This window comes from Nocardioides mangrovicus, assembly GCF_003674065.1.
Lineage (GTDB): Bacteria > Actinomycetota > Actinomycetes > Propionibacteriales > Nocardioidaceae > Marmoricola > Marmoricola mangrovicus.
This window is the reverse complement of record NZ_RDBE01000010.1, coordinates 655,296-677,950: the sequence shown is the minus strand read 5'-3', so window position 1 is coordinate 677,950 and position 22,655 is coordinate 655,296. Positions and strand designations below refer to the sequence as shown.

General features: G+C 72.4%; 18 protein-coding genes. 10 read left to right on the top strand and 8 right to left on the bottom strand.

Going from position 1 to position 22,655, the window contains the following annotated elements; all coding sequences use genetic code 11:
- Positions 1-54: 54 nt before the first annotated feature.
- Genes D9V37_RS17795 through fdxA form a run of 4 tightly spaced genes read left to right on the top strand, consistent with a single transcriptional unit; the run spans position 55 to position 4,390 of the window.
- Positions 55-699, top strand: coding sequence for a TetR family transcriptional regulator (locus tag D9V37_RS17795; protein ID WP_121807463.1), 645 nt, complete (start codon positions 55-57; stop codon positions 697-699).
- A gap of 52 nt (positions 700-751) precedes the next feature.
- Positions 752-2,434, top strand: a complete 1,683-nt coding sequence (boxC, locus tag D9V37_RS17790) for a 2,3-epoxybenzoyl-CoA dihydrolase (RefSeq protein WP_121807462.1) — start codon at positions 752-754, stop codon at positions 2,432-2,434.
- Positions 2,434-4,050 (top strand): benzoate-CoA ligase family protein, encoded by a 1,617-nt coding sequence (locus D9V37_RS17785; protein ID WP_121807461.1) that lies wholly within the window; start codon positions 2,434-2,436, stop codon positions 4,048-4,050. The genes boxC and D9V37_RS17785 overlap by 1 nt, the downstream gene beginning before the upstream one ends.
- A gap of 10 nt (positions 4,051-4,060) precedes the next feature.
- On the top strand, positions 4,061-4,390 hold the full coding sequence (gene fdxA, locus D9V37_RS17780; protein ID WP_121807460.1) for a ferredoxin: 330 nt from the start codon (positions 4,061-4,063) through the stop codon (positions 4,388-4,390).
- Positions 4,391-4,415: 25 nt separating this feature from the next.
- On the opposite strand, the gene D9V37_RS17775 is transcribed toward fdxA, so the two are convergent.
- On the bottom strand, positions 4,416-6,152 hold the full coding sequence (locus tag D9V37_RS17775) for a GAF domain-containing SpoIIE family protein phosphatase (RefSeq protein WP_121807459.1): 1,737 nt from the start codon (positions 6,150-6,152) through the stop codon (positions 4,416-4,418).
- A 217-nt stretch (positions 6,153-6,369) separates the two neighbouring features.
- Between D9V37_RS17775 and D9V37_RS17770 the strand changes: the two genes are divergently transcribed.
- Positions 6,370-7,320: an amidohydrolase family protein gene (locus D9V37_RS17770; RefSeq protein WP_121807458.1), complete on the top strand. Its 951-nt coding sequence runs from the start codon at positions 6,370-6,372 to the stop codon at positions 7,318-7,320.
- Positions 7,302-7,805 (top strand): cysteine dioxygenase, encoded by a 504-nt coding sequence (locus tag D9V37_RS17765; RefSeq protein WP_121807457.1) that lies wholly within the window; start codon positions 7,302-7,304, stop codon positions 7,803-7,805. The genes D9V37_RS17770 and D9V37_RS17765 overlap by 19 nt, the downstream gene beginning before the upstream one ends.
- Before the next feature lie 122 nt (positions 7,806-7,927).
- On the opposite strand, the gene D9V37_RS17760 is transcribed toward D9V37_RS17765, so the two are convergent.
- Genes D9V37_RS17760 through D9V37_RS17730 form a run of 7 tightly spaced genes read right to left on the bottom strand, consistent with a single transcriptional unit; the run spans position 7,928 to position 15,765 of the window.
- A complete protein-coding gene (locus D9V37_RS17760; RefSeq protein WP_121807456.1) occupies positions 7,928-8,605 on the bottom strand; it encodes a response regulator in 678 nt (225 codons plus the stop codon).
- Positions 8,602-11,085: a DUF4118 domain-containing protein gene (locus tag D9V37_RS17755; protein ID WP_198412632.1), complete on the bottom strand. Its 2,484-nt coding sequence runs from the start codon at positions 11,083-11,085 to the stop codon at positions 8,602-8,604. Before D9V37_RS17755 ends, D9V37_RS17760 begins: the two co-directional genes overlap by 4 nt.
- 4 nt (positions 11,086-11,089) lie before the next feature.
- Complete coding sequence (gene kdpC / locus D9V37_RS17750) at positions 11,090-11,680, bottom strand: potassium-transporting ATPase subunit KdpC (protein ID WP_121807455.1); 591 nt, start codon at positions 11,678-11,680, stop codon at positions 11,090-11,092.
- Entirely contained in the window at positions 11,677-13,680 is a 2,004-nt protein-coding gene (gene kdpB, locus D9V37_RS17745) for a potassium-transporting ATPase subunit KdpB (RefSeq protein WP_121807454.1), read from the bottom strand. The genes kdpC and kdpB overlap by 4 nt, the downstream gene beginning before the upstream one ends.
- On the bottom strand, positions 13,677-15,311 hold the full coding sequence (kdpA, locus tag D9V37_RS17740) for a potassium-transporting ATPase subunit KdpA (protein ID WP_121807453.1): 1,635 nt from the start codon (positions 15,309-15,311) through the stop codon (positions 13,677-13,679). The genes kdpB and kdpA overlap by 4 nt, the downstream gene beginning before the upstream one ends.
- A gap of 2 nt (positions 15,312-15,313) precedes the next feature.
- Positions 15,314-15,403: a K(+)-transporting ATPase subunit F gene (locus tag D9V37_RS17735; RefSeq protein ID WP_121807452.1), complete on the bottom strand. Its 90-nt coding sequence runs from the start codon at positions 15,401-15,403 to the stop codon at positions 15,314-15,316.
- Positions 15,400-15,765 (bottom strand): hypothetical protein, encoded by a 366-nt coding sequence (locus D9V37_RS17730; protein WP_147455995.1) that lies wholly within the window; start codon positions 15,763-15,765, stop codon positions 15,400-15,402. The genes D9V37_RS17735 and D9V37_RS17730 overlap by 4 nt, the downstream gene beginning before the upstream one ends.
- A gap of 120 nt (positions 15,766-15,885) precedes the next feature.
- Here D9V37_RS17730 and D9V37_RS17725 point away from each other — a divergent pair, with 120 nt between their 5' ends.
- The 4 genes from D9V37_RS17725 (at position 15,886) to D9V37_RS17710 (ending at position 21,592) form a co-directional block, all read left to right on the top strand.
- Positions 15,886-17,817 (top strand): APC family permease, encoded by a 1,932-nt coding sequence (locus D9V37_RS17725; RefSeq protein ID WP_332835764.1) that lies wholly within the window; start codon positions 15,886-15,888, stop codon positions 17,815-17,817.
- Positions 17,818-17,947: 130 nt separating this feature from the next.
- Positions 17,948-18,814 (top strand): AAA family ATPase, encoded by an 867-nt coding sequence (locus D9V37_RS17720; RefSeq protein ID WP_232524990.1) that lies wholly within the window; start codon positions 17,948-17,950, stop codon positions 18,812-18,814.
- Positions 18,811-20,202, top strand: coding sequence for a vWA domain-containing protein (locus tag D9V37_RS17715; protein ID WP_121807448.1), 1,392 nt, complete (start codon positions 18,811-18,813; stop codon positions 20,200-20,202). The genes D9V37_RS17720 and D9V37_RS17715 overlap by 4 nt, the downstream gene beginning before the upstream one ends.
- Positions 20,203-20,236: 34 nt before the next feature.
- Positions 20,237-21,592, top strand: coding sequence for an MFS transporter (locus D9V37_RS17710; protein WP_121807447.1), 1,356 nt, complete (start codon positions 20,237-20,239; stop codon positions 21,590-21,592).
- Positions 21,593-22,655: the final 1,063 nt, after the last annotated feature.

Sequence of the window (22,655 nt, the reverse complement as noted above, 5' to 3'; positions counted from 1 at the left end):
CATCGTTTCATTAAATAACACAACGTGGTTTCGCTAACACGTTACGCTGAGCCCATGCCGGGGCAACGTGCGCGGTCGCCGCGAGCGAAGCAGGAACGCGAGGCCGCGATCCTGGCCGCGGCGGCGGAGCTGGGCGCACGCGACGGCGTCCGAGAGGTGACGTTGACCGGCATCGCCGAGGCCGTCGGCCTGCACAAGTCGGCGATGCTGCGCTACTTCGAGACGCGGGAGCTGATCTTCCTGCGGCTGGCGGCCCAGGGGTGGCAGCGCTGCTCGGACGAGCTGGTGGCGTTGCTGCGACCCCTCGACGCCCCCGGTGACGCGGGCGCGGTGGCGGCCGCGATCACGACGGCCTTCGCCGCGGATCCGCTGTTCTGCGACCTGCTGGCCCAGGTCCCGCTGCACCTCGAGCGCAATGTGTCGGTGACGGCGGTGCGCGACTACAAGCTCGCCACTGCTGCGGCCCGAGGTCCCGTCGCCGTCGAGCTGCGTCGGCTGCGGCGGCTCGACGAGGACCAGTGCGCCGACGTGGTGGCCACCGTGTCCTGCCTGGTGGGGGCGATGTGGCAGATGGCCAACCCGGGCGACCGGCTGGCCGAGGTCTACCGCACCGACCCGCAGCTGGAGCACGCCGTCATCGACCTCGTGCCTCGCGTGACGCGCATCCTGACTGCGCTGCTCGTCGGGCTGGATCGTTAATGCTCTACAACCTCTTGACGAATATGAACTGTGACGTACTACATTGCCACGCATGACGGTGCTCGACGCGGAGGTCCGCACGCAGGTCGACTTCGACACCTCCCCCGAGCGCTACCGGCACTGGACGCTGACAGTCGACGGCGAGATCGCCACCGTGACGCTGCGGGTGGACGAGGACGGCGGCCTGGTGCCGGGCTACGAGCTGAAGATGAACTCCTACGACCTCGGCGTCGACATCGAGCTCTACGACGCCGTGCAGCGGCTGCGCTTCGAGCACCCCGAGGTGAAGGCGGTCGTCATGACCGGGGGCCTGGAGCGGATGTTCTGCGCCGGCGCCAACATCCGGATGCTCGCCCAGTCCTCGCACGCCTGGAAGGTGAACTTCTGCAAGTTCACCAACGAGACCCGCAACGGCATCGAGGACGCCACCGAGCACAGCGGCCAGACCTGGATCGCCGCGCTCAACGGCACCGCGGCCGGCGGCGGGTACGAGCTCGCCCTGGCGTGTGAGGAGATCGTGCTGATCGACGACAACTCCTCGACGGTCTCCTTGCCCGAGGTGCCGCTGCTGGGCGTCCTGCCCGGCACGGGCGGCCTGACCCGGGTGGTCGACAAGCGGCGCGTGCGCAAGGACCGCGCCGACCTGTTCGCCACCAAGTCCGAGGGATACCGCGGCGAGACCGCGGTGCAGTGGGGCCTGGTGGACGCCACGGTGCCGCGCAACCGGTTCGCCGACGAGGTGCAGGCCCGCGCCGAGGCGCGCGCCGCGCGAAGCGACCGGCCCGGTGGTGAGGGCGTCGCCCTGACGCCGCTCGAGCGGGTCGAGTCCGACGACGAGCTGGGCTACCGCCACGTGCGGGCGACCTTCGACCGCGGCAGCCGCCGTGTCGACGTCGAGATCACGGGCCCCGAGGAGCCGCCGCCCGCCGACGTCGCCGGCGTGCACGACCTGGGCGCCGGCTACTGGCCGCTGGCGCTGGCCCGCGAGCTCGACGACCTCGTGCTGCGGCTGCGCACCAACGAGCCCGAGCTGGGCACCTGGGTGTTCCGCACCCGTGGCGACGCCGACCTCGTGGCGGCCTACGACGAGCAGCTCGAGACCGAGCAGGACGACTGGCTGGTCAACGAGATCCGGCACTACCTCAAGCGCACGCTCAAGCGGCTCGACGTCACCAGCCGCAGCCTGATGGCGGTGGTCGAGCCGGGCAGTTGCTTCGTCGGCCTGCTCGCCGAGGTGGCGCTGGCCTGCGACCGGCAGTACATGCTCGACGGGGTCTACGAGGACGTCGACCCCGACGCCGAGCCCGCGACCGTCCGGCTCACCGCGGCCAACGACGGCTCCTACCCCATGGGCAACGGGCTGAGCCGGCTGGCCTCGCGGTTCTGGGGACGCGACGACGACCTTGCCGCGGCGCGCGCCACGACCGGCCAGGACCTCGACGCCCGCGCGGCGGAGGAGGTCGGCCTGGTCACGCTGGCGCTGGACGACATCGACTTCGAGGACGAGCTGCGGATCGCCACCGAGGAGCGGGCCTCGCTCTCGCCCGACGCGCTGACCGGCATGGAGGCCAACCACCGCTTCGTCGGCCCGGAGACGCTGGAGACCAAGATCTTCGGCCGGCTCACCGCCTGGCAGAATTGGATCTTCATCCGGCCCAACGCCTCCGGCCCCGAGGGTGCGCTGCGGCGCTACGGCACGGGGCAGCGCGGCTCCTACGAGCACGGGCGCGTCTAGTGCTGTTCAACGCGGCGACCTACCTGCTCACCCGCAACCTCGAGGAGGGGCGCGGCGACCACGTGGCCGTGCGGACGCCGACGGCCTCGCTCACCTACTGCGAGCTCGACGCGCTGTGCGGCGACGTCGCCGCCGCCTACCGGACCGCCGGGCTGCGCCGTGACGACCGCGTGCTGATGGTGATGAGCGACGACGTGCCGATGATGGCCGCCATCCTCGGTGCCTTCCGTGCCGGCGTGGTGGCCGTGCCGGTCTCCACGATGCTCACCGGCGCCGAGCTCGGCACGATCATGGCCGACTCCGGCGCGCGGCTGGTGGTGTGCACCTCGGAGTTCACCGAGCCCGTGGCGGCCGCGCTGCTGGTGGCCGCCGACGTCGAGGAGGTGGTGCTGGTGGGCGAGGGGGCTCTGGCGGCGCCGCCGGCCGTCGCGGTGTCGGCGTGGGATGCGTTCGCGGCCGCCGGGGAGGGGGCCGGCGCGGCGCAGCACGAGGTCGCCGTCACCGACGAGGACGCCTGGGCGCTGTGGCTCTACACCAGCGGCACCACCGGCACCCCCAAGGCCGCGATGCACCGCCACGCCAACATCCGCCACGTGTGCGAGACCTATGGTCACCAGGTGCTCGGCATCCGGCCGGAGGACACGACCTTCTCGGTGGCCAAGCTGTTCTTCGCCTACGGCATCGGCAACTCGCTGTTCTTCCCCTTCTCCGTCGGCGCGACCACCGTGCTCGAGCCGCGGCGCCCCACGCCCGACCTGGTCGCCGAGCGGGTCGTCGCCGAGCGGCCCACGCTCTTCTTCGGCGTCCCGACCTTCTACGCGGCGCTGCTGGCCAGCACCATCCCCGACGACACCTTCGCCTCGGTGCGGCTGGCGGCCTCGGCCGGCGAGGCCTTGCCGGCGCCGCTGCTGCGACGGTTCGAGCAGCGGTTCGGGGTCGACATCATCGACGGGATCGGGTCCACCGAGGCGCTGCACATCTTCGTGTCCAACGCCCCCGGCGACATCCGCCCCGGCACCACCGGCGTCGCCGTGCCCGGCTACGAGGTGACCATCAAGGACGAGGACGGCCGCGACGCGGCGCCGGGGACCCCCGGCGCGCTGCACGTGCGCGGTGCCTCGATCGCCCTCGGCTACTGGCGTCGCACCGACGCCTCCCGGCAGGTCTTCCGCGGCGAGTGGCTGGTCACCGGCGACACCTACGTGCAGGACGCCGACGGCTACTTCACCTGCCTGGGCCGCAACAACGACATGCTCAAGGCGGGCGGCATCTGGGTCTCCCCGGCCGAGGTCGAGTCGCGGCTTCTCGAGCACCCGGCCGTGCAGGAGGCCGCCGTCGTCGGGGTCGCGGACTCCGACGGGCTCGACAAGCCGGTCGGGGTGGTGGTCCTGGTCGCGGGCGCCCACGTCCTCGAGGCGGACCTGATCGGCTGGTGCCGCGACGGTCTCGCGCACTTCAAGGCGCCGCGCCACGTGGTGCTGGTCGACGAGCTGCCCAAGACCGCCACCGGCAAGCTGCAGCGCTTCAAGGTGCGAGCGCTGCTGGCGCAGGCCGAGAACCTCGACCCTCACGATCTAGGCACCGACGACCTGACCGCTTCCGCCCCGAGTCTGTGAGGAGCAGCCCGTGCCCTACGTGATCGCCAGCGCCTGCATCGACGTCAACGACAAGGCCTGCGTCGACGAGTGCCCCGTGGACTGCATCTACGAGGGCGAGCGCAAGAGCTACATCAATCCCAAGGAGTGCATCGACTGCGGCGCCTGCGAGCCGGTGTGCCCGGTGGAGGCCATCACCCAGGACCGCCGCGTAGCCGACGGCGACGAGCCGTTCGTCGAGGACAACCGCGACTTCTTCACCGAGGTGCTGCCCGGGCGCGACGAGCCGCTGGGCGCCCCCGGAGGTGCGGCGAAGATCGGCATCGTGGGCGTCGACACGCCCCTGGTTGCGGCCCGCTAGCGGCCCGGCAGTCCCCGGTCGGGGCTCAGCCGAACCGGACCGCCAGGAGGGCGACGTCGTCCTCGTGCGAGATGCCCACCAGGTCCTCGACGACTTCGTCGAGGAACCGGCCGGGGGTCAGACCGTGGTGCCGGGAGGCGGCGATCCGCAGCCGCTGCAGCCCCTCGTCGATGGGCTCGTCGCGACGCTCGATGAGGCCGTCGGTGTAGAGCAGCAGCATCGACCCGCGCGGGATCACCGCCTGCTGGTTGTGGCGTGGCACCGAGGCGTCGATGCCGACCACCGGATCCGGGGCGGTGCCGTCGTCGAGCAGCTCGACCTGGCCGCCGGGGTGCACCACCAGCGGCGGGAAGTGACCGGCGTTGGTCCAGTGGATGACGCGGGAGCCGTCGCCGTCGGCCTTCTCGATGCGGGCGAAGACCAGGCTGGCGAAGCGCTCGATGCCGAAGGTCTCCATCGCCTCGTCGAGCCGGCCGACGTTGGCGGCGGGCAGGTCGTCGTTGGCCCAGGCGAACGCGCGCAGCGTGCTGCGCAGCTCGCCCATGACGGCGGCCGCGGAGATGTCGTGGCCCGAGACGTCGCCGATCATCAGGTTCGTCTCGCCCGAGGCGGTCACCACCGCGTCGTACCAGTCGCCACCGACGCGGTCGTGCACGGCCGCCGGGCGGTAGCGTGCGGTGAGGTCCATGCCGGGGGCCTCGGGGAGCCGGGTCAGCATGGCGCTCTGCAACGTCATCGAGGCGTCGACCCGCTCCTGGTAGAGCACCGCGCGCTGCACCGCCTGGGCGACGTAGGAGGTCAGCGCGGCGATGGTGATGCGCATCTGCGCGGAGACGTCCTGGACGTCCTCCCACAGCAGCACCAAGGTGCCGAAGGCCTGGCCCAGCGAGAGCGGCATGAGCGCGCGGGCCTCGCCGACCTGGGTGCTGGCCGAGAGGTGCGGATAGCGCAGGTTCTGCGAGTCCCGGTCGCGGAAGAAGAGCGGGCGGCCGTTGCGCAGCGCCTCGGCGACGGGGTGCTCGGCGTCGGTGGCCACCTCGCTGTTGACCTGCGCGGAGGTCCAGCGCACGGTCGGGTCGGACACGAAGCGCAGCTGGTCGGGGTTCTCGTGATCGCCCAGGAAGGAGCTGCGCAACCAGATCCCGGCGTGCAGGCAGCCGATGTTCTCCACCGCGATCTGCTCGACGGCGTAGGCGATGTCGTCCAGCGTCCGGGTGGCCGAGAGGCCCTCGCTCAGCGCGAGCAGCACCTGGCTGCGGTGGGAGATCTCGCGGGCGTGGCCGGCCGCCACCTCGGCGCGCTGCTGACGGCGCCGGTAGAGGATCTCCGCCGAGCAGGCGTCGGCCAGGTCGGCCAGCGCGTCCAGGTCCTCACGGGTCCACTCGCGCGGCTCGGTGTCGACGGCGCACAGCACGCCGATCGTTGCCCCGGCCTCGTCGATCAGCGGCCAGCCGGCGTAGGCGATCGCGCCGAGCTCGCTGACCACCGCGTCGTCGCCGAACTGGCCGTCCACCCGGACGTCGGTGACCACGACCGGCGCCTCGCGGGCCACGACGTGCTGGCAGAAGGCCTGCGCCAGCGGCGTCGAGCGGGTCTGTGCGAGGTCGTCGGGGAGGCCGTCGGCGCCGGGGAAGACCTGCCGGTCCTCCTCGAGCATCGTGACCATCGCCATCGGCACGGCCAGGTAGCGGGTGACCATCCGCGCGTAGCGGTCGAAGGAGGGGTCGGCCGGCACCACATCGGCCGCGAGCCGCTGCGTCATGTGCCCTCCCCTCCCACAGGCTGGCCCGAACTGTACGTGCTCAAAGTGACCGCACAGCCACGAACGCGCAGGTTAGAGGGGTGGTGAAGGGGTGGTGGAGGGCTGACGCGGCTCCTCGACGACACGCCCGATGTCGAGACTCCGCTGGCGCGCGAGCCGCGGATCTGCTGAAATAGTCTAAGTCAATAGAACTTATGCAGTTAGGAGGTGTGTGGCGATGACCCTCGCCGTGGACGTGCACCAGCACCTGTGGCCCGAGGAGCTGGTCGACCGGCTGCGCGCCCGCAGCCACGCGCCGTACCTGCGCGGCTGGACGTTGCACACCGCGGGCGAGCAGCCCTACGAGGTCGACCCGGCCGACCACGACGTCGACGCTCGCCGCCGCCTCGACGCCGAGAGCGGCGTCGGATCGGCCTGCCTCAGCCTCTCTTCCCCGTTGGGCATCGAGGACCTGCCCCGGCCCGAGGCGGCCGGGTTGCTGGCGGCCTGGCACGACGGTGCCCTGGCGCTGCCCGATCACTTCGGTGTCTGGGCCTCGGTCGCCGCGCAGCAGCCCGACGCCGTCGGGCTGACCGAGCTGCTGCGCCACGAGCGCGTCGTCGGCCTGCAGCTGCCGGCCACCTGGCTGGCCACGCCGGCCGGCTGGGAGCGGCTGGCCCAGGTGCTGCTGGTGGCCGAGCTGTGCGACAAGCCGGTCATGGTCCACCCCGGCCCGGTGCGCTCCCACCCTCTCGACGGTCCGGTGCCCTCCTGGTGGCCGGCCGTCGTGGGCTACGTGCAGCAGCTGCACGCGGCCTGGTGGGCCTGGCACGAGCTGCGGGGTCGCTCGCTGTTCCCGACCCTGCGCCTGGTCTTCGCCGCCGGCGCGGGCCTGGCGCCCCTGCACCACGAGCGCCACGTGCTGCGCGGCGGCACCGACACCGCGGTCGACCCGCTGGTCTACGTCGACTCCGCCGGCTACGGCGCCCGCGGGCACGACGCCCTGGTGCGCGCGCTGGGGATCGACGCCCTCGTCCTGGGCTCGGACCGGCCCTACGGCGAGCCGGTGGCGCACCTGTTCGGCGACGCCGCCACCCACGCCGTCCGCGTCACGAACCCGACCCGGCTGCTCGCCGGTGAGGGGAGCAACCAGCAGGAGGAGGAGCCGTCATGGGCGTTCGCGAGCTGAGCGTGCTGGAGGAGGTCGTCAGTCGCGACCTCACCCCGAGCGAGCTGGAGGACCTGGTCCGCGACCTGGCCGCCCACCCGGAGAAGTGGGCCGACCGCGTGGCCTTCGACACTGAGGAGCGGGTCTACGTCTCGCTGCACCGCGACGCCCACGTCGACGTCTGGCTCCTGTGCTGGACCCCGGAGAACGACACCGGCTGGCACGACCACGACGTCTCCTGCGGCGCGGTCACCGTGGTGGCCGGCGAGCTGGTGGAGAACAACCTGACGCTGGAGCACGGCGCCAAGGAGACCCGCGTGCGCGCCGGGGAGACCTTCTCCTTCGAGACCGACCACATCCACCGGCTCAACGGCGCCGTCCACGGCTCGGTCTCCATCCACGCCTACAGCCCGCCGCTGTGGCGGATGGGCCAGTACCGCGTCGACGAGGGCGGGCTGCTCAAGCGGGTCTCGCTGTCGTATGCCGACGAGCTGCGCCCGATCTGAGGCCGCTCTGAGGCATTCGCGCCCGGGGTTTTGCCGGGCACCCGGCAAAACCCCCCGAAAACCGGTGAGAAATGCGGCGATTGTGAAGAGTTTTGCCGGGCACCCGGCAAAACCCCCGCCGCTCATGGCTCGAACCGATACCCCATCCCCGGCTCGTTGACCAAGAACCGCGGCCGGGCCGGGTCGGGCTCGAGCTTGCGCCGCAGCTGGCCCATGTAGAGCCGCAGGTTGCCCTGGGCGGTCTCGTAGCCGGGGCCCCACACCTCCTCGAGCAGGTAGCGCTGGCTCAGCAGCCGGCCGGGGTTGCGCAGCAGCACCTCGAGCAGGTGCCACTCGGTGGGGGTGAGCCGCACGGTCTCCTCCCCGCGCACGACGCGGTGCGCGGCCAGGTCGACCGAGACCTCGCCCAGGCGCACCTCGGGGGTCTCCTCCTCGACCCGGCCGCCGCGTCGCAGCATCGCGCGCAGCCGGGCCAGCAGCTCCTCCATGCCGAACGGCTTGGTCACGTAGTCGTCGGCGCCGGCGTCGAGGGCGGCCACCTTGTCCAGGCTGTCGGAGCGGCCGGAGAGCACCAGGATCGGGACGTCGCTCCAGCCGCGGATGCCGGCGATCACCTCGGTGCCGTCGAGGTCGGGCAGGCCGAGGTCGAGCACCACCACCTCGGGCTGGTGGGCCGAGGCCTGCTGCAGCGCCTCGGCGGCCGTGGCGGCGGTGCGCACCTCGTAGCCGCGGGCGCGCAGGTTGATGGCCAGCGCGCGCACGATCTGCGGCTCGTCGTCGACGACCAGGATGCGGGTCATCGACGGGCCCGCTCGCGCCGCCCGGGCTCGGGCACTTCGGGGGAGTCGGCTGCGGGCAGCGCCAGCACCATCGTCAGGCCGCCGCCGGGGGTCTCCTCGGGCTCGAGCGTGCCGCCCATGCCCTCGGCGAGCCCGCGCGAGAGCGCCAGGCCCAGGCCCAGACCGGTGGTGTTGTCGGTGTCGCCGAGCCGCTGGAACGGGCGGAACACCCGGTCGCGCTCGGCGGCCGGGATGCCGGGTCCGCGGTCGACCACCCGGATCTCCACCCGCGAGCCGACGGCGCTGCCGGTGAGCAGCGGCGGCCGGTCGGCCGGGGCGTACCGCAGGGCGTTGCCGACGACGTTGGCCACCACCCGCTCCAGCAGTCCCGGGTCGGCCAGCGCCGGCGGCAGGTCGGGCGGCACCTCCACGCGGACGCGACGGCCGTCGGGGCCCAGGTCGTCCAGGGCACGGGCGACGACCTCCTCCAGGCCGGTGGGCTCGAGTCGCACCGTCATCGCGCCGGTCTGCAGCCGGCTCATGTCGAGCAGGTTGTCCACCAGGGCGGCGAGGCGATCCAGCGACTCGTCGGCTGCGGCGAGCAGCTCGTCGCGGTCGGCGTCGTCGAGGGCGATGTCGGCGGCGCGCAGGCTGGAGACCGACGCCTTCGCGGCGGCCAGCGGCGTCCGCAGGTCGTGGCCGACGGCGGCCAGCAGCGCGGTCCGCATCCGGTTGCCGGCGGCCAGCACTCCCGCCTCGGAGGCCTCCTGGCGCAGCCGGGCCCGGTCGACCAGGGCCGCCACCTGGTCGGCGAAGGCGCCCACCATGCGCTGCTCGTCGGCCTCCAGGATCCGTCCGCGCAGCAGCAGGTAGCGGTCGGGACCGGCCGGCACGCAGGTGTCGGCGCTGCTGTCGGGTGCGTCGCACAGCGACACCGACGTCAGGCCCAGGGTCTCGCGCAGCCGCTCCAGCACGTTGCCCACCGCGTCGTCGCCGCCCAGGCTCGCGGCGGCCAGGTCGGCCAGCGTCCGCGACTCCGCCGAGGACCTCGCCGCCTCGCGCGTGCGCCGAGCGGCCAGGTCGACCACCGAGCTCACCAGCACGGCCACGAGCAGGAAGACGCCGAGTGCCAGGGCGTTGTTGCCGTCGGCGATGGTCAGCGTGTGCAGCGGCGGGGTGAAGAAGAAGTTGAGGAGCATCGAGCCGACCACCGCGGCCAGCAGCGCCGGCAGCGTGCCGCCGACCACCGAGACCACCACCGTCAGCAGCAGGAACAGCATCGCGTCGGTGACCAGGTTGTCGCCGCGCAGCGGCACGAGGGCCCCGGTGAGCAGCGCGGGCAGCAGCACCGCGAGCCCGAACCCGGCGAGCCGGCGCGGTGAGCTGACGGCGCCGCGTCGCCGCGGGAACCGGCCGGCGCCGGCTAGCCGGTGGGTGACGATGTGGACGTCGATGTCACCGGAGCTGCGGATCACCGACGTCCCGATGCCGGGACCGGTCAGCAGCGCCACCAGCCGGCTGCGGCGGCTGTCGCCGAGCACCAGCTGGGTGGCGTTCTCCGCGCGGGCGAAGCTGAGCAGCGCCTGCGGCACGTCGTCGCCGAGCACCTGGTGGTAGCTGCCGCCGAGCGACTCCACCAGCGTGCGCTGGTGGGCGAGCTTCTCCGCGTCGACGCCGACCAGGCCGTCGGAGCGGGTCACGTGCAGCGCCAGCAGCTCGCCGCCGGCCCGGTTGGCGATCCGTGCTGCTCGCCGGACCAGCGTCTCTCCCTCGGCGCCGCCGGTCAGTGCGACGACCACCCGCTCCCGGGTCTCCCAGGTGCGGTCGATGTCGTGGTCGGCGCGGTAGCGCTGCAGCGCGTCGTCGACGCGGTCGGCGGTCCACAGCAGCGCGATCTCGCGCAGCGCCTCGAGGTTGCCGAGCCGGAAGTAGCTGCCCAGCGCGGCGTCGATCTTCTCCGGCGCGTAGATGTTGCCGTGCGCCAGCCGGCGACGCAGCGACGCCCCGGCCATGTCCTTGAGCTCGATCTGGTCCGCGGCCCGGACCACCGCGTCGGGCACGGTCTCGCGCTGGGCCACGCCGGTGATCTGCTCGACGACGTCGTTGACCGACTCCAGGTGCTGGATGTTGACCGTGGTGACGACGTCGATGCCGGCGTCGAGCAGCTCCTCGACGTCCTGCCAGCGCTTGTCGTGCCGCCCGCCCGGGACGTTGGTGTGGGCCAGCTCGTCGACCAGCGCCACCTCGGGGTGGCGCCGCAGCACGGCCTCGACGTCCATCTCCGCCAGCTCCACCCCGCGGTGCGTGCGCTTCACCCGCGGCACCACCTCGAGCCCGGCGAGCATCTCCTCGGTGTGCACCCGGCCGTGGGTCTCGACGACGCCGACCACCACGTCGGTGCCGCGCTCGAGCCGGCGGCGGGCCTCGCCGAGCATCGCGTACGTCTTGCCCACCCCCGGCGCCGCGCCCAGGTAGACGCGCAGCCGGCCCCTCGATCCCACCGCCTCAGTGTGACGCGTCGAGAGCGAGGTTGAGGGCCAAGACGTTCACCCGCGGCTCGCCGAGGAAGCCGAGCTCGCGGCCCTGCGTGTGCTCGGCGACGAGCCGGCGCACCGTCGCCGCCGAGAGTCCGCGAGCCGCGGCGACCCGCCGCACCTGCTGCTCGGCGTAGGCCGGGGAGATCTGCGGGTCGACGCCCGAGCCGCTGGCGTACAGCGCGTCGGCGGCCACGCGCGACGGCGCCACGCCGTCGGCCTTCGCCGCCTGCGCCCGCCGCTGGGCCACCTGCTTGCGCAGCCCGGAGCTGTCCAGCGCCAGGTTGCTGGCGCCGGTGGCCAGGGGGTCGTACCCGCCGGCCGAGGGCCGGCCCCAGAAGTAGCGCTTCGAGCCGGCGAAGGACTGGCCGATGAGCGAGGAGCCCACCACCGTCCCGGACTTCTCGACCCGCGAGCCGTTGGCCCGGTCGTGGAACGCCACCTGGCCCACGCCGGTGATCGCCAGCGGGTAGGCGATGCCGAGCAGCACCGTGAAGAGCACCATCACCCGCACGGCCGGTCCGTACTGACCCATCCTCATTCCTCTCGTGCGCCCTCTCATCGTCCGAGCCCCGGGATCTGTGAGACCAGGAGGTCGATCAGCTTGATGCCGACGAACGGCGCGACGAGGCCGCCGACGCCGTAGACCAGCAGGTTCCGGCGCAGCAGCGCCGCGGCCGACGAGGGCCGGTAGGCGACGCCGCGCAGCGCCAGCGGCACCAGGGCCACGATCACCAATGCGTTGAAGATGACCGCCGAGACGATCGCGGACTCCGGCGTGGCCAGCCGCATCACGTTGAGCGACGAGAGCGTCGGGTACACCCCGGCGAACATCGCCGGGATGATCGCGAAGTACTTGGCCACGTCGTTGGCGATCGAGAAGGTCGTCAGCGCGCCGCGGGTGATGAGCAGCTGCTTGCCGATGCCCACGATCTCGATCAGCTTGGTCGGGTCGGAGTCGAGGTCGACCATGTTGCCGGCCTCCTTGGCCGCCGACGTGCCGGTGTTCATGGCCACGCCGACGTCGGCCTGCGCGAGCGCCGGGGCGTCGTTGGTGCCGTCACCGGTCATCGCCACGAGCCGGCCGCCGGCCTGCTCGGCCTTGATGAGCGCCATCTTGTCCTCGGGCGTGGCCTCGGCCAGGAAGTCGTCGACGCCGGCCTCGCCGGCGATCGCCTTCGCCGTCAGCGGGTTGTCGCCGGTGATCATCACCGTGCGGATGCCCATCGCCCGCATCTGGTCGAACCGCTCGCGCATGCCGTCCTTGACGACGTCGGTCAGCGCGATGACCCCCAGCGCACGGGCGGAGCCGCCGCGCCGTTCGGCCACGACCAGCGGCGTGCCGCCGGCCTCGGAGACGGTGTCGACGGTGCGGGTCAGCGTGGTGTCGGTCTGGCCGCCGAACTCGTGGACCCAGGCCATGATCGTCGCCGCCGCCCCCTTGCGCACCTGGTGGTCGGGCAGGTCCACGCCCGACATCCGGGTCTGGGCGGTGAACGGCACGAACTCGGCCTGCGGCAGCTCGCCGGTCTCGCGCTCGCGCAGGCCGTACGCCTGCTTGGCCAGGACCACGATCGAGCGGCCCTCGGGGGTCTCGTCGGCCAGGCTGGAGAGCTGCGCGGCGTCGGCCAGGTCGGCCTCGTCGACGGCGGCCAGCGGCAAGAACCGGGTGGCCTGCCGGTTGCCGAGGGTGATGGTGCCGGTCTTGTCCAGGAGCAGCGTGTTGACGTCGCCGGCGGCCTCCACCGCGCGGCCCGACATCGCCAGCACGTTGTGCTGCACGAGCCGGTCCATGCCCGCGATGCCGATCGCCGAGAGCAGCGCGCCGATCGTGGTCGGGATGAGGCAGACCAGCAGCGCGACCAGCACGATCACCGACTGCGGCGCCCCGGAGTAGACGGCGAACGGCTGCAGCGTCACGGTGGCGGCCAGGAACACGATGCTGAGCGCGGCGAGCAGGATGTTGAGCGCGATCTCGTTCGGGGTCTTCTGCCGGCTGGCTCCCTCGACCAGCGCGATCATCCGGTCCACGAAGCTCTCGCCGGGCTTGGCGGTGATGCGCACGACGATGCGGTCACTGAGCACCGTGGTGCCGCCGGTCACCGAGCTGCGGTCGCCGCCGGACTCGCGGATCACCGGCGCGGACTCGCCGGTGATCGCCGACTCGTCCACCGAGGCGACGCCCTCGACGACGTCGCCGTCGCCGGGGATCACCTGGCCCGCCACCACCACGACGAGGTCGCCGGGCCGCAGGTCGGAGGCCGGCATCTCGCCACCGTCCGGCAAGGTCGCCGTGGTCTCGGTGCGCGTGCGCCGCAGCGTCGCCGCCTGCGCCTTGCCGCGCCCCTCGGCGACGGCCTCGGCCAGGTTGGCGAACAGCACGGTGAGCCAGAGCCAGACCACGATGGTCCAGGCGAAGACGCTCGGGTCGAGGATCGCCGACACGGTGGAGAACACCGCGCCGACCTCGACCACGAACATCACCGGGCTCTTCACCATCACCCGGGGGTCGAGCTTGCGGAACGCGCCGGGCAGCGCGCTCGCCAGCAGGGACAGGTTCATCGCAGGCCTTCCGCGAACGGTCCCAGTGCCAGCACCGGGAAGAAGGTGAGGGCCGCGACGATCACGGTGACGCCGGCGAGCATCACCACGAACAGCGGACCACGGGTGGGCAGGGTCCCCGCGCTCTCGGGGACCGGTTGCTGACGGGCCAGGGAGCCGGCCAGCGCGAGGGTGAGCACGATCGGCACGAACCGGCCGAGCAGCATCGCGATCCCCAGCGCGAGGTTGTAGAAGGTGGTGTCGGCGCTCAGCCCGGCGAAGGCCGAGCCGTTGTTGTTGGTGGCCGACATGAAGGCGTAGAGCACCTCGGAGAGCCCGTGCGGTCCGTCGTTGAGCATCGAGGAGCGCGGCGCGCTGAAGGACATCGCGATGCCGGTGCCGACCAGCACCACCAGCGGCATCGTGAGGATGTTGAGCGAGACCAGCTTCATCTCGCGGCCGGTGATCTTCTTGCGCAGGTACTCCGGCGTCCGGCCCACCATCAGCCCGGCGACGAACACCGCCACGATGGCCAGCACCAAGATGCCGTAGAGACCCGAGCCGACGCCGCCCGGCGCCACCTCGCCGAGGCCCATGTTGAGGATCAGCAGGCCGCCCGAGACGCCGCCGTAGGAGGAGTGGAAGGAGTTCACCGAGCCGGTGGACGTGCCGGTGGTGCTGACGGCGTAGAGCGCCGAGGACGGGATCCCGAACCGCGTCTCCGTGCCCTCCAACGTGCCTGCGTGCAGCTCCAGGGCGGTGACGGCGACGACGAGGACGCCCCACAGCAGGGTCATGGTGGCCAGCACCGCGACGCCCTGACGTACGTCGCCGACCAGCCTGCCGAAGGTGCGCGTCAGCGCGACGGGCAGGAGCAGCAGCAAGAACACCGAGAACAGGTCGCTGAAGGGGCCGGGGTTCTCGAAGGGGTGGGCGGCGTTGGCGTTGTAGAAGCCGCCGCCGTTGGTGCCCAGCTGCTTGATCGCCTCCTGGGAGGCGACGGGACCGCCGGTGATGGTCTGGTGGTGACCCAGCAGCGTGGTGACGACGGTGTTGTCGGAGAGGTTCTGCACCGCGCCGCAGGCGATCAGCACGATCGCGGCCACGACGGACAGCGGCAGCAGCACCCGGACGACGCCGCGCACCAGGTCGACCCAGAAGTTGCCGAGCCGGTCGGTGCGGCTGCGGGTGAAGCCGCGGATCAGCGCGACCGCCACCGAGAGCCCGACCGCAGCCGAGACGAAGTTCTGCACCGCCAGCCCGGCGGCCTGCACGACGTAGCCCATCGTGGACTCACCCGAGTAGGCCTGCCAGTTGGTGTTGGTGACGAAGGAGGCGGCGGTGTTGAAGGCCAGCGCCGTCGGCACGTTGTCCAGGCCGAGGGAGAACGGCAGGTGCGCCTGAACCCGCTGGAGCACGAAGAGGAGCACGACGCCGACCACCGAGAAGGCGATGACGGCGCGGGCGTAGACCGGCCAGCGCTGGTCGCCGTCGGGATCGACGCCGATCAGCCGGTAGGTGAGGCGCTCGACGGCGAGGTGGCGCTCGGAGGTGAACACCCGCGCGATGTAGTCGCCCAGCGGTCGCCAGGCCAGGCCCAGGGCGAGGATCAGGACACCGACCTGGAGCAGGCCGGCCAGGGAATCAGGCATCTCTAGAACCGTTCGGGGAGGACGAGGGCGAGGAGCAGGTAGGCCAGGGCGAGCAGGCTCAGCACCAGCCCGACGGCGTCGGCGGCGCTCACCGGCCAGCCGCCAGACCGGTCGCCAGACCGGTCGCGAGGCCGATCGCCACCAGCAGCGCCAGGTGGCGCAGGTCGCCGCCGGCGAAGCTCAGCGTCCCGGCCGTGTGCTCGAGGAACCCGGTGAGCAGGGCCCACCCGGAGAGGCCGAGCGCCGTCGTCCAGGCCGGACGCAGACCGTGGCCCCCGATCGCGACGGCCGCGGCCAGGACGGCCAGCTCGGCGAGGACGTCGAGGTGCAGCGCGGCGGCGAGCAGCGTCGCGACGACGAGGACGACGTGTGCGATCGCGAACCGGACGCCCGGCTCGCGGCTGATCGGAGGTGAGGTGGGTGCGGCTGCGGGCGGCGCCACGGTGGTGGTCATGGCGCCAGCGTCGACCCGCTCGGGGGCCGCCTCGGCGCCCCTCACGTGATCCTGACGACGTCGGCCCGGTTCCTAACGCGGTCCTGACACCCGGCTGCTGCAATGGAAGGCGTGACCACCATGACCTCACCCGCCGCCGCGCGAGCGGCTCGTCGCGGCCGGCTGGCCCGGTGGCTCTTCGAGCAGGCCGACGCCGACACGGCGTCGTCCCCGCACGAGGGCCGCTCGTGGTGGCAGGTGATGTGCCTGACCGGCGTCGACTACTTCTCCACGCTGGGCTACCAGCCCGGCATCGCCGCGCTCGCGGCCGGGGTGCTCTCGCCCGTGGCCACGGTGATCCTGGTGCTCGTCACCCTGTTCGGCGCGCTGCCGGTCTACCGCCGCGTCGCGCAGGAGAGTCCCAGCGGCCAGGGCTCCATCGCGATGCTGGAGCGGCTGCTGCCGTTCTGGCGGGGCAAGCTGTTCGTGCTGGTCCTGCTCGGCTTCGCCGCCACCGACTTCGTCATCACCATGACCCTCTCGGCCGCCGACGCCTCGGCCCACCTCATCGAGAACCCGTTCGCGCCGTCGTTCCTGCACGGTCAGCAGCTGATCGTGACGCTGGTGCTGCTCGGCCTGCTCGGTGCGGTCTTCCTGCGGGGCTTCCGCGAGGCGATCGGGATCGCCGTCGTGCTGGTGGGCGTCTACCTCGCGCTCAACGTCGTCGTCGTGGTGGTCGGCCTCGCCCACATCGTCACCGACCCGACGGTGGTGCCCGACTGGTCCTCGGCACTGGTGCGCCAGCACGGCGACCCGATCATGATGGTCGCGGTGGCGCTGATGGTGTTCCCGCAGCTGGCGCTCGGCCTGTCGGGCTTCGAGACCGGTGTGGCCGTGATGCCGCACGTGCGCGGCGACGCCGGCGACAGCAGCGACCGCCCCGCCGGCAGGATCCGCGGCACCAAGCGGCTGCTCACGACCGCCGCGGTGATCATGAGCGTCTTCTTGGTGGCGACCTCGTTCATCACCACCCTGCTCATCCCGGCCGCGGAGTTCCGCACCGGTGGCGAGGCCAACGGCCGCGCGCTGGCGTTCTTGGCCCACGAGTACCTCGGTAGCGGCTTCGGCACCGTCTACGACGTCTCGACCATCGCGATCCTCTGGTTCGCCGGCGCCTCGGCGATGGCCGGCCTGCTCAACCTCATCCCGCGCTACCTCCCGCGCTACGGCATGTCGCCGGAGTGGGCCGGCGCGGTCCGGCCGCTGGTGCTGGTGCTGACCGCCACCGGCTTCGTCATTACCTGGATCTTCGACGCCAGCGTCGACGCCCAGGGCGGCGCCTACGCCACCGGCGTCCTCGTCCTGATCACCAGCGCGGCGGTGGCGGTCACGCTCGCGGCCCGCCGCCACGGCCAGCGCAAGCTCACGCTGTTCTTCGCGCTGGTGGCCGCGGTGTTCGTCTACACGACGGTCGACAACGTCCTCGAGCGCCCCGACGGCGTCAAGATCGGCGCCTGCTTCATCGCCGCGATCATCGCCGTCTCGCTGCTCTCCCGCGTGACGCGGTCCTTCGAGCTGCGCGTCACCGACGTCGAGCTCGACGCCACCGCGCAGCGCTTCGTGCGCGACTGCGCGCGCCGCACCATCCGGCTCGTGGCCAACGAGCCCGACGCCCGCGACCTGACCGAGTACGCCGAGAAGGAGCGCCAGATCCGCCGCGACGGCGAGATCCCGGCCGACGCCGACGTCGTGTTCGTCGAGGTGACGGTGACCGACCCCTCGGACTTCGAGACCGCCCTGCGCGTGCACGGCGAGGTGCTGTGCGAGCGCTACCGCGTGCTGTCGCTGGAGTCCTCCTCGGTCTCCAACGCCCTCGCCGCCCTGGCCATCGAGGTGCGCGACCTGACCGGTGCGGTGCCCCACGTCTACTTCGAGTGGACCGAGGGCAACCCGGTCAGCAACTTCCTCCGCTTCCTCCTGCTCGGCCAGGGCGAGGTCGCCCCCACCACCCGGGAGATCCTGCGGCGGGCCGAGCCGGACCGGGACCGGCGCCCGCACGTGCACGTCGGCTAGGTCCCCGCAATTCCCCGCACGTGCGGGGAATTGCGGGGCCCGGGGCCACGAGAATGCCTGACCACCGCCATCACTTCCTGACCCCAAGCCCCTCTGGAGCCGCCGATCACCCGACGGGCAGACTGGGGTGGTGACCTGGTTCGAGTCGCCCGCCGACGCCGTCAAGCGGCTGGCCGACGTCGGCTACCTCGCCGACGACGACACCGCCACCACCGTGTTCCTGGCCGGCGTGCTCGGCAAGCCGCTCCTGGTGGAGGGGCCGGCCGGCGTCGGGAAGACCGAGCTGGCCAAGGCCGTCACCGCCGCGGCCGACGCCGCCCTGGTGCGGCTGCAGTGCTACGAGGGGCTCGACGAGGCGCGGGCGCTGTACGAGTGGAACTACAAGAAGCAGCTGCTGCGCATCCAGGCCGCCGGCGCCCAGGCGTGGGAGGAGACCCACGACGACATCTTCTCCGAGGAGTTCCTGCTCACCCGGCCCCTGCTCACCGCGATCCGGCGCGAGGACCCCACGGTGCTGCTGGTCGACGAGGTCGACAAGACCGACGTCGAGGTCGAGGGGCTGCTGCTGGAGGTGCTCAGCGACTTCCAGGTGACCATCCCCGAGCTCGGCACCGTGGTCGCCACGCGGCGTCCGTTCGTGGTCCTCACCTCGAACGCCTCGCGCGAGCTCTCCGAGGCGCTCAAGCGCCGCTGCCTCTACCTCCACCTCGACTATCCCGACGCCGACCGCGAGAAGGCGATCGTCCTGTCGCAGGTGCCCGAGGCCGGCGAGCGGCTCGTCGAGCAGCTGGTCGAGATGGTGGGCCGGCTGCGCGAGCTGGAGCTGAAGAAGGCGCCCTCGATCGCCGAGTCGGTCGACTGGGCCCGCACCCTGCTGGCGCTCGACGCCGGCCACCTCGACGCCGACGTCGCCGCCCGCACCCTGGGGGTCGTGCTCAAGCACGTCTCCGACCAGGAGCGCGCGACCAAGGAGCTACGGCTGGCGCGCACGTCGTGAGCCTGCTCGACCGGCACGTCGGTCTCGTCGAGGCGCTGCGGCGCTCCGGCGTCCCGGTGTCGCTGGCCGAGGACCTCGACGCCGTCCGTGCCGCTCAGCAGCTGCCCCTCCTCGACCGCGACGCCCTGCGCGCCGCGTATGCCGCCACCCTGGTCAAGCGCCCCACCCACCGCCCCAACTTCGACGCCCTGTTCGACCTCTGGTTCCCGCCGCTGCTCGGTGACGGGATAGTCAGAGACGAAATGGCTGCTCCGGAGCCCGATCAGCAGCCATCTCGTCTCGGACTATCCGACGGGCCGGAGGCGCTGGCCCACCTCCGCGACCGTCTGGCCGAGGCCCTGGGGAGCGGCGACCCGGACCTGCTGGCCCAGCTCGCGCGGGAGGGGGTGGGGCGGTTCGGGGAGATGAAGGGGCGCGGTCAGGGGCAGGCGTCGTGGTCGGCGTACACCGCGCTGCACCGCATCCACGCCGCCGAGCTGGTCGACCGCGTCGTCGCCGGGCTGGCCGCCGATCCCGACGACGCCCCCGCCGCCCGCCGCCGCGTGCAGCGCCGCGTCGAGGAGTTCGGCCGCTACGCAGAGGCCGACGCCCGCCGCCGGGTCGCGGAGGAGAAGGGCGCCGACCACATGTCGCGGCACGCGGTGCGGCCCACCGTGGAGAACCTCGACTTCACCTCCGCCCGCCGCGCCGACCTGGTCGAGATGCGCCGCCAGATCCACCCGCTCGCCCGGCGCCTGGCCACCCGGCTGGCCCGCGAGCAGGCAGCGCAGGGCCGCGGCAGCCTCGACTTCCGCCGCACCGTGCGGGCGTCGATGAGCACCGGCGGCGTCCCGCTGGAGACCAAGCACCGCCCGCGCCGCCCCGCTCGCACCGACCTGGTGGTGCTCTGCGACGTCAGCGGGAGCGTCGCCAGCTTCGCCCAGTTCACGTTGATGCTCGTCTTCGCGCTGCGCGAGCAGTTCAGCCGCGTGCGCGCCTTCACCTTCGTCGACGAGGTCACCGAGGTCACCGACCGGTTCCGGCCCGGCGCCGACCCGGTGCAGACGATGCTCGACCTGGCCGCCAGCGTGCAGCAGGTCGCGATGTTCGGGCGCACCCACTACGGACGCGCGTTGGAGCGGTTCTACGAGCGACACCACGACGCGCTCGGTCCGCAGGCCTCGCTGCTGGTGCTCGGCGACGCCCGCTCCAACCACAGCGACCTCGCGCTGCCGACGCTGCGCCGCATGGTCCGCGAGAGCCGCCACGCCTGGTGGCTCAACCCCGAGCACGCGCGGCACTGGGACACCGGCGACTCCGCGGCGTCGGCGTACGGCGAGGTGGTGCCGATGGTCGAGTGCCGCAACCTCACGCAGCTCGGGGAGTTCGTGCACGGTTTGGCGATCTGATTCCTGGGCACGGTCCTCACCGGGAGTGAGGCGCATGTCACAGGCCACCGTCCAGGCGGGCTCTGCAGCCCGGCTGGACTCACTGCCGATCTCGGGTTGGCACCGCCGGATGACGGCGATCGTCGGGATCGGCTCGTTCTTCGACCTCTACGAGGTCTTCCTCGGGGGCGTGCTCGCCGCCGTCCTCGCCGAGCAGTGGGGCCTCGGCACGACGGGCAAGTCGATGGTCATCGCCTCGGCGTTCGCGGGCATGTTCGTCGGCGCGAACGTGATGAGCGCGCTGGCCGACCGCTGGGGCCGCCGCCGGGTCTTCATCCTCAACCTGGCCTCCTACAGCCTGCTGTCGATCATCGCCGCGTTCTCGCCCGACCTCGCCTTCTTCGTGGTCGTGCGGTTCCTGTGCGGAGTGGGCATCGGGTCCGAGCTGGTGCTGGTCGACACCTACCTCGCGGAGTTCCTGCCCGGCCGGGTGCGGGGCCGCTACGTCTCGTGGGCCTACGTCGTCGGCTTCCTCGGCGTTCCCCTGGCCGCGCTCTTCGGCGCCCGGGTGGTGGCCGGCCACCAGATCCTCGGCCTGGACGGCTGGCGCTGGCTGCTCATCGCCGGGGGCCTGGGTGCGCTGTTCGTGCTGGCCGCGCGCACCTGGCTGCCCGAGTCGCCGCGGTGGCTGGAGACGCACGGTCGCGCAGCGGAGTCCGAGGAGGTCGTCGCCCGCATCGAGGCCGCCGCCGGCGTCACCACGCCGCCCCGGGTCGACGCCGCCGTCATCGAGGCCGCCCCCGAGGGCCGCGTGCCGCTGCGGCGGCTGCTGGATCCGGAGTACCGGCGGCGCACCGTCATGCTGGCGGTCTTCAACGTCCTGCAGACGGTCGGCTACTACGGCTTCGGCACGCTGGCGCCGCTGGTGCTGGTGTCGAAGGGCTACGACGTCACCGACTCGCTCGGCTACGCGGCGCTGGCCTTCGCCGGCTACCCGCTCGGCGCGCTCGTGGCCGTCCCCATCGTCGAGCGGCTCGAGCGCAAGCACCTCATCGTGGTCTCGGCGTTGCTGCTGGCGGCGTTCGGGCTGGTCTTCGGGCTCTCGACCGACACCGCGGTGATCGTGACGGCCGGGTTCCTGCTCACCGTCTCCAGCAACGTCTTCTCCAACGCCTTCCACGTCTACCAGGCCGAGATCTTCCCGACGACGATCCGCGCCACCGCGGTGGGCACCTGCTACTCGCTGTCGCGGCTGATCTCGGCGGTCCTGCCGTTCATCGCGGTCAGCGCGCTGGAGACCTTCCACGCGGGCGGCGTCTTCGCGGGAGCAGCGGTGATCATGGGCCTGCTGTGCCTCGACGTCGGGCTGCTCGGGCCGCGGTCGACCGGCCGCGCGCTCGAGGAGGTGTGACGCAGAACCCGGATCACGGGAAGGTCTTCACAGGTAACGTTGTTCCCTCGCTCGATCGGGAAAGGGACGACGCAGTGAACGACGACGTCGCATCGCGCGAAGTAGCGCGCGAGCAGGAGTTCGTCGACGGCGTCTACCGTCAGCTGGTCCGCTCGGCGGAGTCGGCGCAGGCCCTGGCCCGTGAGGGCTACTCGCGCGGCGCCCTGGGTCACGAGGGCGGGCTCGTCGAGCGCGACGCGATGGTCTTCCAGGCCGCCCGCCGGCTGGCCACGCTCGACGCCGCCCACGAGGGCCTGGTCTTCGGTCGCCTCGACATGCGACGCGAGATCACCGACGAGCCCCGCTACATCGGCCGCATCGGGCTGCGCGACGACAACCGCGACGTCCTGCTCATCGACTGGCGGGCCCCGGCCGCGGCGGTGTTCTACCAGGCCACGCACGCCGACCCGCGCGGCGTCGTGCGGCGTCGGATCCTGCGCAGCTCGGGAGAGCAGGTGGTCGGGGTCGAGGACGACCTGATCGACACCGAGGTCGAGACCGACCTGCCCATCGTGGGCGAGGGCGCGCTGATGGCTCAGCTCTCGCGCGCCCGCGACCGCTCGATGCACTCCATCGTGGCCACCATCCAGGCCGAGCAGGACCGGGCGATCCGCGCGCCGAGCAAGGGCGTCGTCGCCATCTCGGGCGGGCCCGGCACCGGCAAGACGGTCGTCGCGCTGCACCGTGCGGCCTACCTCCTCTACGCCGACCGGCGCCGCTACGAGACCGGCGGCGTGCTGGTGGTGGGCCCGAGCGGGGTGTTCATGCGCTACATCGAGCGCGTGCTGCCCAGCCTCGGCGAGACCGCGGTGGCGCTGCGCTCGCTCGGCGAGGTGGTCGACGGCGTCCGCGCCACCCGCCGCGACGACCCGGCCGTCGCCGAGGTGAAGGGCTCGCGCGCGATGGTCGAGCTCATGCGGCGCACGGCGCGTCAGGCGGTGCCTGGAGCGCCGACCTCCTTCCGCTACTTCTTCCGCGACGACGTGCTGCGTCTCGAGCAGCGCGACCTGGACCGCGTCCGCCG

Coding starts and splice junctions, on each gene's coding strand:
- D9V37_RS17795 (WP_121807463.1), top strand. CDS start 55: ATGCCGGGGCAACGTGCGCGGTCGCCGCGAGCGAAGCAGGAACGCGAG.
- boxC (WP_121807462.1), top strand. CDS start 752: ATGACGGTGCTCGACGCGGAGGTCCGCACGCAGGTCGACTTCGACACC.
- D9V37_RS17775 (WP_121807459.1), bottom strand. CDS start 6,152: ATGACGCAGCGGCTCGCGGCCGATGTGGTGCCGGCCGACCCCTCCTTC.
- D9V37_RS17770 (WP_121807458.1), top strand. CDS start 6,370: ATGACCCTCGCCGTGGACGTGCACCAGCACCTGTGGCCCGAGGAGCTG.
- D9V37_RS17765 (WP_121807457.1), top strand. CDS start 7,302: ATGGGCGTTCGCGAGCTGAGCGTGCTGGAGGAGGTCGTCAGTCGCGAC.
- D9V37_RS17760 (WP_121807456.1), bottom strand. CDS start 8,605: ATGACCCGCATCCTGGTCGTCGACGACGAGCCGCAGATCGTGCGCGCG.
- kdpC (WP_121807455.1), bottom strand. CDS start 11,680: ATGAGAGGGCGCACGAGAGGAATGAGGATGGGTCAGTACGGACCGGCC.
- kdpB (WP_121807454.1), bottom strand. CDS start 13,680: ATGAACCTGTCCCTGCTGGCGAGCGCGCTGCCCGGCGCGTTCCGCAAG.
- kdpA (WP_121807453.1), bottom strand. CDS start 15,311: ATGCCTGATTCCCTGGCCGGCCTGCTCCAGGTCGGTGTCCTGATCCTC.
- D9V37_RS17730 (WP_147455995.1), bottom strand. CDS start 15,765: ATGACCACCACCGTGGCGCCGCCCGCAGCCGCACCCACCTCACCTCCG.
- D9V37_RS17725 (WP_332835764.1), top strand. CDS start 15,886: ATGACCTCACCCGCCGCCGCGCGAGCGGCTCGTCGCGGCCGGCTGGCC.
- D9V37_RS17710 (WP_121807447.1), top strand. CDS start 20,237: ATGTCACAGGCCACCGTCCAGGCGGGCTCTGCAGCCCGGCTGGACTCA.